Origin of the sequence: Nocardia sp. NPDC049190 (assembly GCF_040648115.1) — a bacterium.
In the GTDB taxonomy this organism is placed as follows: domain Bacteria; phylum Actinomycetota; class Actinomycetes; order Mycobacteriales; family Mycobacteriaceae; genus Nocardia.
Map to the genome: position 1 here is coordinate 1 of NZ_JBEZDE010000008.1, position 14707 is coordinate 14707.

Genomic DNA, 14707 nt, shown 5'->3' on the forward strand with positions numbered 1-14707 from the left:
CACCATCATCACCAAGACGAATCAGTCACCCCGGACTGCGACACACTACGGCCGGACTGTTCAGTATCAACGAAAACCATCGCCTCCGACTCGGCGGCGAGCCGTTCCGGCGCGTCGGGCGGCGCGAGAGAAACCTGCGGCGCCGCGGGCACCAGGTCGAGCACATCGAGGGCGCCGGGCGCCAGCTCGGAAAGCTTCGGAATTCGAGAACTCTGCTCCTGCAGCGAAGCCGTCAAACCCGCAGTCTTGCGCTGCATTTCGGTCGCGGCATTCTGCGCGGCCTCGGTGACGGCTTTCGCGATCTCCGCATAACTCAAGTCGTCGATATCGTCGGAAAAACGGGTTTCGATGACCGTGCCTTCAGCGTTGATCGACACCGTCACACGCTTGTTCGCCGCCGATCCGGTCGCGGTGAGCAGCACCCACTGCCGCTGCATATTCTCGATCGACTTCATCCCGGCTTGGACGGAATCAACCAGATCCATCAACCGAGCCGCCGACATCTCCTCATCGTTCACGCCTGGCTCGCTCACTTCCGTAGCATGCCCGCGCTCTTGAGTGTTTCCCCCCTGCGCTCGAGCGCTTGCCTGTCGCGCTCGAGTTCAGCCGCGCTCCGAGACGGATTGCGCGCTTGCTCGTTGAATGCCTTTACGGCCTCGTTGTACGCGATCACTTCCCTGTTGTGGGCTTCCGTCGCCAAGAGCTTCTTCTCGGCTTTCCCGTAAGTCGGACCCCACCCATCGGGACCGTTCGCGAAATCCGCAGCGCCAGCGAGGAATGCGACCTGGCTTTTGAATCCCGCGATCAGACCGTCATTGTTCTCGCCGTTGGCGATGACGCGACCGGTCTCGCCTTTGCCCCAGCATCCGTAGTACTCGTCGAAGATCGTCTCCATCTCCGACTTGACCGCGTCGACCATAGCGGCGAGATCCACCATCTCCCCCTGGATCTTCCCCGCATGCTCGCTTTTGAAGTTCAACCCATCGGCCATGGCACCCACCTCATTTCGTCACGCTGAGCTATCCGAACCATCTTGACATGAACCAACCCAGGGCTTTTCCCAGAAGAGGGAACGATCAAACCCGCACCGGGTTCAACGGCCCGTTGCTCCTCGCCGAGCGCTGCCTGAATGTGCCGAATGTCCACTCGGGGTGGCCGACATGCCACATTCAGACAGCTCGGGACAGGTCAGGCGCGGGAACCTTGCCGTTCCTGGTAGCGCTGTTCGAAGCCTTCGACGAAGGTGGTCGGCGCGACCGACGAGGACGAGTGTTCCAGGACGCCGTCGTCGGCGATGTAGAAGATGGCCCGGCCGATCGCGATCTCGCCGCGCGGCACCGGCACGTACACCATCCAGCCGCAGCTGAACCGGTCGGCGACCAACTGGTCCAGCGGATAGCCGGTGGTGTCCAACTGACGCCCCATGATGTAGCTGCGGACCCGGAAGATGGCCTCTTCCTCCGGCATACGCTCCGCCAGCCGCATGACCACGCCGGCCAGCGACAGCTGGTACATAGCGCCGTCGATGTCGTAGCGGCCGTCGTCACCGAAGACGTTGAGCACCGTATCCCTGGTGACCACACCGACTTCCGCGGCCGATATCAGCGCCGCGGCGGCGGCGCGCTGGGCGGCGGTGGGCCGCTGCGCGACCAGTCCCGCGACGATCCCGGCGACCGTGTCGGCGGTCCACACACCGGGCACCGCGGTGGCGCAGTGCTCCGCGGCCGGTGATTCGCCGCGATACCAGCGGCCGGCCTCCCACCAGTAGCAGAACGACATCAACCCGGTGGACGCGCGCGGGTTGAGGACTGGGTTGGCAACCCAATCCGGCGCTCCGGCATAGAAGTTCGGCATATCGGCGCCATCGTTGTAGGTGGCGTTCAGGTTCGGCGACTCCCATACGCCGCCGGACAGCACTGCCCGCCCGTCTGGCAGCGAGTACAGCGTGGACCCGCCGCGGCGTGAGCTTTCGAACCAGCCCATCGACGGCATCACCCGCGGGCCCCAATCGGATCCGGCCGCGACGAACGACGCCGAGATCACCGCCCACCGCGCCCACATCTCCGGGAAGTCCGGAAACTCGTTCTCCGCCAACACCGGCCACACCCGCGCGGCCCGATCGGCGCGCGCGTCCACGGCGGCGTCCTGCGGGGTCCGCGACTGCCGGTTGTTGTGCCCGACATAGGCCGCCAGCCACACCGGCAGGTCGTCGCGCGGATACTGATCCAGGTCCGCCCGGTAGGCCTCCGGCTCGAACAGCTGACCGTCCGGGAACGGCTCGTCACCGAAGTCGTAGTCGACCTCGAAATCGCCGTCGGAGCTGAGCTGCAGCAACAGTCGCCACCACGGCTCGCCGTCCTGTTCGGCCACCAGCGCGCGCTGCTGGCGCACCAATTCCAGTACCGCCGCGGGCGGCTCCACCCGCACCGATCGTTCCCCGTCGGCATAGACGACCTGGGCCACCTCCGTGGCGACGGTCAGCGCGAACACCGCGTCCAACTGCTGCCATCCGGGCGGCCCCACCTCCGCCAGCCCGTCGGCGGCGCGGCGTGCCAGCACCCGCGTCTCGTCGGCTTCGTCTTCCTCGGCGGCTTCGGCTACCTCGGCAGCTTCTTCGACGACGTCCGGCTCGGCGGGCTGGTCGGCAGCGCCCGGGTCGAGGCTGAACCCCACGTCCGGCGACTCGGCCTTGTCCGGCGACTCGGCCTTGTCATCCTGACCCGGGTTTTCCTTGTCTTGATCGCTCACTACTCAGATCCTGACCGCGCGTGTGATGTCTTTACCGGAACCAATATCAGTATGAGAGGGAATTCTCGCGTCTTTCGGCGTCAGGGTGAAATCGACATCCGGCGCCGCGCGGTTCGCTCCGACACTGTCCCGGGTTCTCTGGTATTGATCGCTCACTGTTCGCTTCCACCAGTGATCTTCATCCGCCCCATGCCCTCTCCTACACCTCAGCCGGTGTGCATTGTTACATGACGTCCCGTACGTCTCCACCGATCACTCCCACGAGCGGGAAGCCTCCCGGGTGCGACACGATCGTGCTACGCGGCCGTTGTACAGCGGGTTTTCCTCGGCTCGGTCACCGTAGACGGTCAGGCCACCGCATTGCTACCGATCGAATGCGGGACCAGGGCTTGTCGGCGCCGGTCGAGGTTGCCTGATGTTCACGAGCCGCGGGCCGGATCCCGGATTGCCACGCGAGATCAGCTGCGACACGCAGCAAGCAGAGACGAAGTCGACCGCCGCTGGTCCGAAACACCGCCGACTCGCTCAAATCTCCAGCAGCAGCGTGACCGGCCCGTCATTCACCGACTCGATCCGCATATGCGCGCCGAACCGACCGGTGGCGACCATGGCCCCCAGTTCACGTAGCGCCTGCGCGAAGACATCGACAAGAGGTTCCGCGGCGGCGCCGGGAGCGGCGGCCGACCACGAGGGGCGCCTGCCTTTGGCAGTGTCCGCGTACAAGGTGAACTGACTGACCACCAGAATCGGAGCGCCCAGATCCGCGGCCGAGCGCTCTCCCGCCAGAATTCGCAACCACCACACCTTCTCGGCCAACGCCTTCGCGGTCGCCGCGGTATCGGTGTGCGTCACGCCGACCAGAACGAGCAGGCCGTGCGGGACGCCATGGTCGGCCGGGTCGATGCGACCGACGATCTGGTCGTCGACGGTCACCTGCGCCGAAGTCACACGCTGCAAGAGGGCTCGCACAGCTCTCGATCATGCCTTGCCCCAAAGCCCGGGCAGCGGCATGGGTGCCGGTGCCAGCACACCGTGACCGCCACCGTGGCAGCGCGTGCCGTTCACTCGCAACGCTCGTTCGTCGACCCATCGCGCCGACGCTCGAGCCGTACGTACCAGCGGCGATCCCGTGCTTGTCGTTCGATCGCTACGCTCGCTGCTGAACGGTCTACCGGCCTCGACGGATCCAGGTGCGCGTGGGCGGTAACCGTGAAAGACTTCGGCCCAGAATTGTGCGTTGCGCGGACCGCCGCGCGTTTGCGGAGGATCATGCTTGAAGCGAGGATCGCGATGGATCTGGACGCGCGGGAGCGCCAGATCGCCGCGGATCGGTATGCGGCCCTCGACCGTTCGGTCGAATCCGAGCTACGGCTGGCCACCAGTCTCGGCGAACTCGCCAAGGGTCTGATCGCCACCAAGACCAACGGGTCGAGCCGCGATCGGACCAGGGAAGCGCTGGCGCCCGCCGAGGAGGCGGTGGCGATCCGGCTACGCCTGCTCTCCAGGGGGCAGGTACTGACCGCACGCCTCGCGGGCGAACTGAACGATGCGCTGCGCTCCTTCGAGCAGGCCGCGCGCTACAGCGGTCGCCGGGAACTCGCGACCACGACGATCCGCCGGGCCTGCGACGTCTACCGCCATATGGCGCGGGCACGCCCGGAAGTCGCGGGTCCCTGCGCTGACGGGCTGTCCAAGTGCGGCGTGTGGTTGGGCCGGCTCGACCAGGACGCGGCGGTCGCGGCGACCGCGGAGGCTGCCCGAATCCGCGCCGCGCTGGCCGCCGCCAATCCGGATCTGTCCGGCAAGTACCTCGCGAGCCTGAGTACCCTGCTGCGAACGCTCATGGTCGGTCGCTCACGCAAGCAGGCCATCGCGATGTACCGCGAACGGTATTCGGCGCTGACCTCCACGAGCATGTCGATCCGACTCCGCGCGTGCGGAATCCAGGACCTGGATCTCACGCCCAAATCGCACCGGGCGCTGCTCGAACTGGGCTGCCGCACGCTCGAACAAGCCGGGCGGCTGACCCAGCAACAGGTCATGTTCAAGTCCTCCGGCGACCTGTCGACCGTCGAAGAGATCAACTGGAAGTTGGCCTTGGTCGGCCTGCGGCCGCTCGCGGCGGGCGCCGAGCCGGACCCGCCGTCGATGCCGGTACAGATCGGCACCACCTTCGGCGCGCTGAGCGTGTACTGCCCCGACCGCGACTCCACCGCCCAGGTACGCGCCGCGATCATCGCGGCCTACGCGATCGATGACGCCTACCCCCTCGACCGCGCCACGTACCTCGCGGAGCACGGAGCGAACCTGAAGGTCACCGATCCCGAGGTGAACACCGCGAGCACCCTCGGCGACGACATCGTGCTGATCGATCAGCCATATGGCGGCTGGGTCACCGTCATGAGCCTGAACTGGGAACTCACGCCGGTGGCGAAACATCCGCTGGCACTACGTCTGTCCCAGGACTGGCCGGTCGCGGCCATCACGGTCACCGAGAACGTGGCCTACGAGTTGTGCTGGTACGAGCGCGGCGCCGCCACCCAGTACGCCGCGCTCGGCCGCCCGGCCGGACAGGCTCCGCTCGACAAGCCGCTCGCGCCACTGGACTTCAAAACCCTCGCCGAGTACAACGCCGACCGTGCGACCGAGACGAAGCTCCGTTCGGCGTTCGGCAACACGAAGATGTTCTCGAACCTCACCTACCTGCCCGACAGCGGCTTGCGCCAGATGAGCGTCAGCACGCCGCTGGACGAGCACGGCGACCGGGTGCTGTTCTTCCGGACGACGCCCTGAGACGGGCGGTGCGACACCGTCGCACAAAGTTTGCGGTGTGGTAGCAGGCCGGCTGGACGCGGCGTGAACAAAATGCCACCGGTCTTGACTTCGTCGGTGCGCGTATCATTTGACCAGCGATTACGTACAACCTTGGGGAATACGAGAATTGAGGCTGCACCGCTGCGATCATCGCATCCGCCGGTAACCAGAGCAGCGACGGTTGCCTCGAGAACAAATTGAACGGAATGTTTGTACTATTCCACGGGGTGCTCTACTGAGTCAGCGCACGGATGGTACACGGGATCACCACATCGCCGACCGGGCGGCATGAGATGACTGATGAAGCTAGCCGAGGCCCCATGAACCATATGGCGTTGGCGGATAGACCAACCGCACGATGCGCCTGCTTCCGAAATACTTGCGGTCTGCCGGTCGGGGCGCGTTCGGAGATCGGCCGAATCGTCCCCCGCGCCGGTTTCCTCGGCGCGTACACGATGTCTGTCCTCGCGCCCCCCGATGCCCCTGCCTGGTACCGGCGGCGGAACCTGTCTGCGCCGAGCGAGGTTCGTCCGTCCCGCCGGTCCATTATCGAGACCGTGCACCCCTGCGCGAAAGCTGGGAAACAATGACCACAAGTGCCTCCCTGCCCGCGAAACAACAAGTGCTGCAGGCCTGCCGGGGTGAGCTACCCGAGAACAATCCCATGCTGCGCTGCGCGCACAAGCTGACCACGCTGCATGAGCGCAGACTCGGCGCCGGCCAGGAAGACGTGGACGAGATCGATGCGGCGCGCGCGAACCTGATTCGCGAGATCGACCGCTGGATCACCGTACAACTGCCGCCGGCGCACGGCGCGGCGCACATCCACACCGAGACCCTCGGCGCCGTGATCGACCGCTTGGCCCAATTCACCGCGCGTGCGTACGCGGCGCTGGCCAGCGCGTCGGAATGGGACCTCTGGGATGCCTGGCAGCGCCTCGCCGAACTGGCCGTCGGCTACGACGATCTGGCCGCCGAGGTCAGCGCGGGCGTCCGCCGACTACCTGGCGCATCCTAGGGCGGTCCGCCCCGATCGACATCGGACCTGCGGCCGCACGAGCATGGCGCCCGCGCGGGTAGAGCTACTCCGGGCGCAGGGTGAGGATGCGCGGACCGTCATCGGTGACCGCGACGGTGTGTTCCCAATGTGCCGCACGGCTACCGTCGAGCGTGACCACGGTCCAGTCGTCGTCGAGCACCTTGGTCTGCGTGGTGCCCAGGGTGAGCATCGGCTCGATCGCGAGGACCGAACCGACCACGAGTTGGGGGCCTTTGCCCGGCTCGCCCTCGTTGGCGAGGAAGGGGTCGAGGTGCATCTCCCGTCCGATGGCGTGCCCGCCGTAGCCGTCGACGATGCCGTAGGCGCGACCGTGTTCCCGCTCGGCCGCACGGGTACCCAGCTCGATCGCGTGCGAGACGTCCGTCAACCGATTACCGGGCAGCATCGCCTCGATACCGGCTTCCATGGACAGCTTGGTGGCCTCGCTGAGCAACCGGTCGGCATCGATGATGGCGCCGACGCCGAACGTCCACGCCGAATCACCGTGCCAGCCGTCGAGAATGGCGCCGCAATCGATGGAGACCAGGTCGCCCTCGGTGAGCATCTCCGCCGCAGTCGGAATCCCATGCACCACGCGGTCGTTCACCGACGCGCAGATCGACGCCGGAAAGCCGTGGTAGCCCTTGAAGGACGGCACGGCGCCCGCGTCGCGAATCACCTGCTCGGCGACCTCGTCCAACTCCAGGGTGGACACCCCGGGCTTGGCGGCCGCCCGCACCGCGACCAGAGCGCGGCCGACGACCGCACCCGCCGCTGCCATCGCATCCAGTTCGCCCGCCGTCCGGAACGGCACGACCTTCTTCTTACGGTGAAAGACCATCGCGGCCTCAACGCCCCATCGTGAGCGGCATCAGTGGCCCAGCGCGCGCAGCGCCCGGGCGTTGACGCCATCGACCTCGCCGACGCCGTCCACCGAGACCACCAGGCCGTCGTAGTGCTCGAGCAACGGTTCGGTCTCCTCCCGGTACACCCGAAGCCGGTTGCGGATCACACCCTCGTTGTCATCGGCGCGGCCACGGGAGAGCATCCGCTCCACCACCGTGTCCTCGGGCACGACGAAACACAGCACCGCATCGAGCTTGGTGTCCATGTCCTTGAGGATCTTCTCCAGCGCGTCGGCCTGATCGACCGTGCGCGGGTAGCCGTCGAGCACGAAACCGTTGACGGCATCGGGCTCGTTCACCCGCGCCTCGACCATGCGGTTGGTCACGTCGCTCGGCACGAGGTCGCCCGCGTCCATGTACTTCTGTGCTTCGCGGCCCAGCGGAGTCTGCTGGCTGATATTCGCGCGAAACAGGTCCCCGGTCGAGATGTGCGGGACGCCGAGCTTCTCCGACAACAGGACGGCCTGTGTGCCCTTGCCGGCACCCGGCGGACCGAGCAGTACAACTCTCACTTGAGGAACCCTTCGTAATTTCGATTCATCAGCTGGCTTTCGATCTGCTTCACGGTGTCCAAACCGACGCTCACCATGATCAGCACCGCGGTACCGCCGAACGGAAGGTTCTGGGCGCCACCGGAGGAACCGATGTCGAGGAACAGGTTCGGCAGCACCGCGACCAGACCGAGGTAGATCGAGCCGGGGAGGGTGATACGGCTCAGGACGTAGTTGAGGTAATCGGCGGTCGGCCTACCGGGGCGGAATCCCGGGATGAAGCCGCCGAACTTCTTCATCTCGTCAGCGCGCTCCTCCGGGTTGAAGGTGATCGCGACATAGAAGTAGGTGAAGAACACGATCAGACCGAAGTAGATCGCGATATACACCGGGTTCCCCGGGTTCACCAGGTATTTCTGGATGATCTCCTGCCACCAGCTCGGGTTCGGGTTGTTCTGCGACGAGGTCAACTGCGCCACCAGGTTGGGCAGGTAGAGCAGCGACGACGCGAAGATGACCGGAATCACGCCCGCCTGGTTCACCTTCAACGGCAGGTAGGTCGAAGAACCGCCGTACATCTTCCGTCCCACCACCCGCTTGGCGTACTGGACCGGAATACGGCGCTGGCCCTGCTCGACGAAGATCACCGCGGTGATGATCGCCAGCGCGGCGACACACACCAGGCCGAATACCAGCCCGCCGCGGCTGTCCAGGATGGACTTGCCCTCGGTCGGGATGCGCGCGGCGATACCGGAGAAGATCAGCAGCGACATGCCGTTGCCGACACCGCGCTCGGTCATCTGCTCACCGAACCACATCACCAACGCGGCGCCCGCCGTCATCACCAGAACGATGATGACCATGCCGAAGATGCTGGTGTCGGCGAGGATGTCCTTCTCACAGCCCTGCAGCAGCTGACGGCGCGCTGCCAGCGCGACCAGACCGGTGGCCTGCAAGATCGCCAGGGCGATCGACAGGTACCTGGTGTACTGCGTCATCTTGTTCTGGCCGGATTGGCCTTCCTTGCGCAGTTCCTCGAACCGCGGGATGACGACGGTCAGCAGCTGGATGATGATGCTCGCCGTGATGTAGGGCATGATGCCGATCGCGAACACCGACAGTTGCAGTAGCGCGCCACCGGAGAACAGGTTGATCAGCTGGTAGATGCCGCCGGATTCACCACCGGAGACAATGTCGATACATTCCTGGACGGCCTTGTAGTCGACGCCGGGGGACGGTAGCGCGGCACCCATGCGGTACAGCGCGATCAACCCCAGCGTGAAGAGAATCTTCCGCCGTAAGTCCGGAGTCCGGAAGGCCGATACGAAGGCGGAAAGCACAGATCCTCCTGGCGAACGACATGGTGGTCAGTACATGGCCAATTCAGCGGTGTCCAGTTCCCGGATTCGGCAAAGGGGGACGCTGAAGACCATGACGAGGCTTGGCAGACAACAATCAAACTCTAACAGTGGCACCGGACGAGCCTTCACTCGTCCGGTGCCGCTGCTTGCAGAGTACCGTCAGCCCAGCTCGGTGACGGTGCCACCGGCCGCGGTGATCTTCTCCTTCGCGGCTGCGGTGACCTTATCGACGGTCACCTGGACCGCGACGCCGATCTCACCGTCGCCGAGGACCTTGACCAGCTGGTTCTTGCGAACCGCGCCGGCGGCCACGAGCTCGGCCTTGCCGATCTCGCCACCCTCGGGGAACAGCCTGGCGATCGCGCCGATGTTCACGACCTGGTATTCCGTGCGGAACCGGTTGGTGAAGCCCTTGAGCTTGGGCAGCCGCATGTGCAGCGGCATCTGCCCACCCTCGAAGGCGGCCGGGACGTTCTTGCGCGCCTTGGTGCCCTTGGTACCACGGCCCGCGGTCTTGCCCTTGGAGCCTTCACCGCGACCCACGCGGGTCTTCTCGGTCTTGGCGCCGGGGGCGGGGCGCAGGTGGTGCAACTTGATGGTCATGTGTCAGACCTCCTCAACGGTTACGAGGTGGCGCACGACGTTGATCAGGCCGCGGTTCTGCGGGGTGTCTTCCCGAACCACGGTCTGCCGGATCTTGCGCAGACCCAGCGTGCGCAGGCTCTCACGCTGGTTCTTCTTGGCGCCGATCGTGCTCTTGATCTGGGTCACCTTGAGATCTGCCATTACCGGACGCCTCCCGCAGCCTGAGCGCGCGCACGCAGCATGCCCGCGGGGGCAACATCCTCGAGCGGCAGTCCACGGCGAGCCGCGACCTCTTCCGGACGCTGCAGCATCTTGAGCGCGGCAACGGTCGCGTGCACAACGTTGATGGCGTTGTCGCTACCGAGCGACTTCGCCAGAATGTCATGAATGCCGGCGCATTCGAGCACGGCACGGGCCGCGCCACCGGCGATCACACCGGTACCGGGGGAGGCCGGGCGCAGCATGACCACGCCGGCCGCCGCCTCACCCTGAACCGGGTGGGTGATGGTGGAGCCGATCATCGGGACGCGGAAGAAGCCCTTGCGCGCCTCCTCGACACCCTTCTGAATGGCCGCCGGAACTTCCTTGGCCTTGCCGTAGCCGACGCCGACCAGACCGTTGCCGTCACCGACGATCACGAGGGCGGTGAAGCTGAAGCGACGACCACCCTTCACGACCTTGGACACGCGGTTGATCGCGACGACCCGCTCGAGCTGGTTCTTCTCGGCGGCGTTGTCCCGGCGGTCACCGCCACCACGACGGTCGCCGCCACCACGACGGTTGTCGCGGCCGCCCTCGGGGGCGCTTCCGTTCTGTCCGGCGGGTCCGCTTCCGCCGTCACGCCTCTGACGTCCCGGCATCAGACGTTCCTTCCGTTCATGTTCTTGGTCATCAGAATTTCAACCCACCTTCGCGAGCGGCGTCGGCCAGCGCGGCGATCCGGCCGTGGTAGTCGTGACCACCACGGTCGAACACGACGGCCTCGACACCCGCGGCCTTGGCCCGCTCGGCCAGCAGCGCGCCGACCTTCTTGCTCTTGGCCGACTTGTCGCCGTCCAGCGCGCGCACATCGGCCTCGATGGACGACGCGGCGGCGATGGTCTTGCCGATCGAGTCGTCGACCAGCTGCGCGTGCAGGTGGCGCGAGGAGCGGTTGACCACCAGGCGCGGACGCTCGGTGGTGCCGACGACCTTCTTGCGCAGACGGAAGTGACGGCGGGTCTTCGACAGACGACGCGTCGTCGACACGTCCTGGCCGCGCGGCTTGCGCTTGGCGATCTGGTTTTCGGTTTGCGCCATGATCACTTACCCGTCTTTCCGACCTTGCGGCGAACGACCTCGCCGGCGTAGCGGATGCCCTTGCCCTTGTACGGGTCGGGCTTACGCAGTCCGTGGATCACCGCGGAGATCTGGCCGACCTTCTGCTTGTCGATTCCGGACACAGAGAACTTGGTGGGCGTTTCCACCGCGAAGGTGATGCCTTCGGGGGCCTCGATCGGCACCGGGTGGCTGTAGCCGAGCGCGAACTCGAGGTTCGAGCCCTTGGCCTGCACACGGTAACCGACGCCGAAGATTTCCATCTTCTTCTCGTAGCCCTTGGTCACACCTTCGATCATGTTGGCGACCAGGGTCCGGGTCAGGCCGTGCAGCGAGCGGTTCTGGCGCTCGTCGTTCGGGCGCGCGACCTCGAGCTGGCCGTCCTCGCCCTTGCTGACGACGATCGGCTCGGCGACCGCGTGCGACAGGGTGCCCTTGGGCCCCTTCACCGACACGTTCTGGCCGTCGATGGTCACTTCGACGCCGGTTGGGATGGCGATGGGCTTCTTACCAATACGCGACATTGTCCTGACCTCCCTTACCAGACGTAGGCGAGGACTTCGCCGCCCACGCCCTGCTTGGCCGCCTGACGATCGGTGAGCAGACCGGTCGACGTGGAGATGATCGCCACGCCGAGGCCGCCCAGGACCTTGGGCAGGTTGGTGGACTTCGCGTACACACGCAGACCCGGCTTCGAGACGCGGCGCAGGCCCTGCAGGCTGCGCTCACGGCTGGGGCCGTACTTGAGGTCGACGACGAGGGTCTGGCCCACGGTCGCGTCCTCGGTCCGGTAGTCGGCGATGTAACCCTCACGCTTGAGGATCTCGGCGATGTTCGCCTTGAGCTTCGAGTGCGGAGCCTTCACCTGATCGTGGTACGCCGAGTTGGCGTTGCGCAGACGTGTCAGAAAGTCCGCGATCGGATCAGTCATGGTCATGGTTCGACCTTGACACCTTTCTCGCTGTGGTTCCCATGCAGCGCCGACCCGCGTATCCGCAGGTCAGCCGTGGGCCTACAACAATTCGGATGGTCCGGCCGACACTTGCCGACCGGATGAGGTTCGATCGCCCGAGCCCCGCGCACGAAGACATGCGGGCGCGGAGTTGCCCAGGCAACCGGTCCAGTGTAGGCAATGCCCAGCTAGCCACAAAATCCGGCCTGGCCGACTCGACCTCGACAAACGCGGCCGCGCCCATTCGACGGTCACACCGATCCGCCATTCGGGTGGGACCGATCAGCAGACTACTGGGACCGATCAGCAGACTACATGGCCATACCTGGCCGAACGGAGATCCCGACAAGCTGCGCAGGTTTGCAAGAGCGTGGCGAGACGCGGCCGCCGGGCCGCGCAGCGCCAGCGACGGAACCGAACAGGCGTGGCTGAAACCCGAACAAATCGCCCCGGACGAGCTACCACAAGTTCTCGCACAGATAGCTCCGGTATTCACCCGGCATCGAGACCGTCGCGACGCGACATATGCCGAATCCGGACAGTGCCCGCGCACCGAATAGCAGATGCACCGGGAGCGCTTCCCCCGGCCCACAGGCCCACCGAGCAGCCAACTCCAGCCCCCACCTCTCTCGCGCGGGCAGGAACGGCGAGCCACGGTAATGAAATGGCGGCTCGCCGGACGCTCGACGAACACCATCTCACTACCGCCGACGAAAGTAGCGACGGGAAGGCCGAGCGCATGCGCACACCGAGTGGCTCGCCCGGCGCGCCACCTCACGCATCGGCGGGCATAGGAGCCGCGGTAGTGAAAAGGCGGCTCGCCGGACGCTCGACGAACACCATCTCACTACCGTCGACGGAAGTAGCGACGGGAAGAGCGGGCGCGGGGCGGTGATGGTTACGGATGGTGCGGGCGCGACTTCGGATGAATGTGTTCGGCAATGGCTCACGGAATTCGCAGCCGCACGCTCCCCGGTTGCCACCGCTTCCACCACGGCGTCGAACCGGCCACCAGGCGCGCGGCCACACCGAACAGCCAATCTCCAGCGCGCCCACCTCACACACGGGTGGTGACGCGCACCGCGGTAGTGAAAAGGCGGCTCGAAGGACGCTCGACGAACACCATCTCACTACCGTCGACGGAAGTAGCGACGGGAAGAGCGGGCGCATGCGCGGGCGCGGGGCGGTGATGGTTACGGATGGTGCGGGCGCGACTTCGGATGAATGCGTTCGGCAATAGTTCGCGGAGTTCGCAGTCGCACGCTTCCGGTTGCCACCGCTTGCACCACGGCGTTGAAGGCGTCCCAGTGCCGCACGTGGTGCAGCACTCGGTCTTCGGTGATTCCGCCGGGCTGCCGCTCTTCACGACGGCATTGCACGAAATCGGCGGTGAGCAGGCTCACCATCTCGCCGTAGGAATAGGGCACCTCGTCGGCATCCGGATCGCGCAGGTACCCGCGTTCGCAGGCCGCCGCCAGCGCGTCCTCGACGTGCCGGTCGACAGCCCAGATATGCAGGTCCATCAGATAGGCGAGTCGACGGCTCATCGGTCGTCCCGGCCTGCCGTTCTCGAAGTGCTCAACCCAGACGCCGAGCAGTCCCACGGCGGACACCATCATCGCGTCGGCGGGCTCGGTACGAGCGTTGAAGAGGTCGAAGAAGGCGCGCGTGCCCGGCAGGCGCAGTTCAGCTTGCGCGGAAGCGGAACGGTTCGACTGCGACCGTGTTCGGATTTCCTCTGTCATCGCGCCCGCCGGGCCTGGGCGCAACCCCCGGCGGCGGCGCCGAGCAAGGACAGATCGATCGCCCGCGCAGGCAGGCACCGGCTGATCGCGGCAATCACTGCCGCCGCCGAGGGCCGGAAACTGCCCCGCGGCTGCTCAACCCAATGACGCATCGCAGGGGGACGATCGGCGGGAGACGGCAAGGCGATCACCCGGCCGTGCCCGTAAGCCGCGACACCCGCGCGGTAAAGCTGGGCGAACAAGGCGGGCGAGTCCGGAAGATCGGGTCGAACCAGGAAAGTCCATGTGCGCGATCGCGGATACGACACGATCGGTCCCGACGCGTATCGATGGCGGCGGAGTTCTTCGCGAACCTGGTGCCCGAAATGTGCGGGCATCCCCAATCCCCATACGCTTCCGGCCAGAACTGTGATCCGTCCGGTGTTCGGGTCCACTCCCGCGGCGAGGCCGGCGATGCGGCGATAGAACGCGCACCGGCTTGCGGGAGTGTCTCGAAATGGACCGGTCTGCATGGTGATCCCCTGCCGTCGAATGGATTCGGAAGTGCGTCGAATCGAGGAATGCTCGGGTGCGGTGCCTGCGCGGATATCCGTGAGCGTTTTGCCCACACGGGGTTTTGCCGAGCGAGACGGAGCGGGACCGCTCAGCTGCCCGGCGCAGGCACAGCACACCAGCCTCACGTCAGCCCTTTCGGCCAGATGTGGATATTCGGGCCAACTTCCCCGAAAGCCCATGGCAGGATCGAGATCT

The 14707-nt window shown here is 65.9% G+C and carries 17 protein-coding genes; 2 read left to right on the forward strand and 15 right to left on the reverse strand.

Annotated features, from left to right (window positions below; all coding sequences use genetic code 11):
• Nucleotides 1–8: 8 nt before the first annotated feature.
• The 4 genes from AB0B25_RS09540 to dtd all read right to left on the reverse strand — a co-directional run bounded on the left by AB0B25_RS09540 (nt 9) and on the right by dtd (nt 3717).
• The gene (locus AB0B25_RS09540) at nt 9–533 is read right to left on the reverse strand and encodes a YbaB/EbfC family nucleoid-associated protein (protein WP_357176794.1); all 525 of its coding nucleotides are present in this window, start codon (nt 531–533) and stop codon (nt 9–11) included.
• Nucleotides 530–991: a hypothetical protein gene (locus AB0B25_RS09545; protein ID WP_357071256.1), complete on the reverse strand. Its 462-nt coding sequence runs from the start codon at nt 989–991 to the stop codon at nt 530–532. The genes AB0B25_RS09540 and AB0B25_RS09545 overlap by 4 nt, the downstream gene beginning before the upstream one ends.
• Nucleotides 992–1188: 197 nt before the next feature.
• Nucleotides 1189–2748: a hypothetical protein gene (locus AB0B25_RS09550; protein ID WP_357176795.1), complete on the reverse strand. Its 1560-nt coding sequence runs from the start codon at nt 2746–2748 to the stop codon at nt 1189–1191.
• Between the two features lie 525 nt (nt 2749–3273).
• Nucleotides 3274–3717, reverse strand: coding sequence for a D-aminoacyl-tRNA deacylase (dtd, locus tag AB0B25_RS09555; RefSeq protein WP_357176796.1), 444 nt, complete (start codon nt 3715–3717; stop codon nt 3274–3276).
• Nucleotides 3718–4017: 300 nt separating this feature from the next.
• Here dtd and AB0B25_RS09560 point away from each other — a divergent pair, with 300 nt between their 5' ends.
• Both AB0B25_RS09560 and AB0B25_RS09565 read left to right on the forward strand, forming a co-directional pair.
• Nucleotides 4018–5541, forward strand: a complete 1524-nt coding sequence (locus AB0B25_RS09560) for a hypothetical protein (RefSeq protein WP_357176797.1) — start codon at nt 4018–4020, stop codon at nt 5539–5541.
• Nucleotides 5542–6148: 607 nt separating this feature from the next.
• On the forward strand, nt 6149–6580 hold the full coding sequence (locus tag AB0B25_RS09565) for a DUF4254 domain-containing protein (protein WP_357176798.1): 432 nt from the start codon (nt 6149–6151) through the stop codon (nt 6578–6580).
• 64 nt (nt 6581–6644) lie between these two features.
• Here AB0B25_RS09565 and map read toward each other — a convergent pair whose 3' ends face one another.
• The 11 genes from map to AB0B25_RS09620 all read right to left on the reverse strand — a co-directional run bounded on the left by map (nt 6645) and on the right by AB0B25_RS09620 (nt 14469).
• Nucleotides 6645–7442, reverse strand: coding sequence for a type I methionyl aminopeptidase (gene map / locus AB0B25_RS09570; RefSeq protein ID WP_357176799.1), 798 nt, complete (start codon nt 7440–7442; stop codon nt 6645–6647).
• A 30-nt stretch (nt 7443–7472) separates the two neighbouring features.
• Nucleotides 7473–8018 (reverse strand): adenylate kinase, encoded by a 546-nt coding sequence (locus tag AB0B25_RS09575; protein ID WP_357071238.1) that lies wholly within the window; start codon nt 8016–8018, stop codon nt 7473–7475.
• On the reverse strand, nt 8015–9337 hold the full coding sequence (gene secY / locus AB0B25_RS09580; protein ID WP_357176800.1) for a preprotein translocase subunit SecY: 1323 nt from the start codon (nt 9335–9337) through the stop codon (nt 8015–8017). Before secY ends, AB0B25_RS09575 begins: the two co-directional genes overlap by 4 nt.
• A gap of 180 nt (nt 9338–9517) precedes the next feature.
• Nucleotides 9518–9961 (reverse strand): 50S ribosomal protein L15, encoded by a 444-nt coding sequence (gene rplO, locus AB0B25_RS09585; protein ID WP_357176801.1) that lies wholly within the window; start codon nt 9959–9961, stop codon nt 9518–9520.
• Nucleotides 9962–9964: 3 nt separating this feature from the next.
• On the reverse strand, nt 9965–10144 hold the full coding sequence (gene rpmD, locus AB0B25_RS09590; protein WP_029892543.1) for a 50S ribosomal protein L30: 180 nt from the start codon (nt 10142–10144) through the stop codon (nt 9965–9967).
• Nucleotides 10144–10803 carry a 30S ribosomal protein S5 gene (gene rpsE, locus AB0B25_RS09595; protein WP_357071227.1) on the reverse strand — a complete coding sequence of 220 codons (660 nt, stop codon included), beginning with the start codon at nt 10801–10803 and terminating at the stop codon, nt 10144–10146. Before rpsE ends, rpmD begins: the two co-directional genes overlap by 1 nt.
• Nucleotides 10804–10834: 31 nt before the next feature.
• Nucleotides 10835–11242, reverse strand: coding sequence for a 50S ribosomal protein L18 (gene rplR / locus AB0B25_RS09600; protein ID WP_357071224.1), 408 nt, complete (start codon nt 11240–11242; stop codon nt 10835–10837).
• A 2-nt stretch (nt 11243–11244) separates the two neighbouring features.
• Nucleotides 11245–11784, reverse strand: coding sequence for a 50S ribosomal protein L6 (gene rplF, locus AB0B25_RS09605; RefSeq protein WP_357176802.1), 540 nt, complete (start codon nt 11782–11784; stop codon nt 11245–11247).
• 14 nt (nt 11785–11798) lie between these two features.
• Nucleotides 11799–12197, reverse strand: coding sequence for a 30S ribosomal protein S8 (rpsH, locus tag AB0B25_RS09610; protein ID WP_357071218.1), 399 nt, complete (start codon nt 12195–12197; stop codon nt 11799–11801).
• A 1208-nt stretch (nt 12198–13405) separates the two neighbouring features.
• Nucleotides 13406–13957 (reverse strand): hypothetical protein, encoded by a 552-nt coding sequence (locus AB0B25_RS09615; protein WP_357176803.1) that lies wholly within the window; start codon nt 13955–13957, stop codon nt 13406–13408.
• Complete coding sequence (locus AB0B25_RS09620) at nt 13954–14469, reverse strand: DNA-directed RNA polymerase subunit beta (RefSeq protein WP_357176804.1); 516 nt, start codon at nt 14467–14469, stop codon at nt 13954–13956. The genes AB0B25_RS09615 and AB0B25_RS09620 overlap by 4 nt, the downstream gene beginning before the upstream one ends.
• Nucleotides 14470–14707 lie beyond the last annotated feature (238 nt).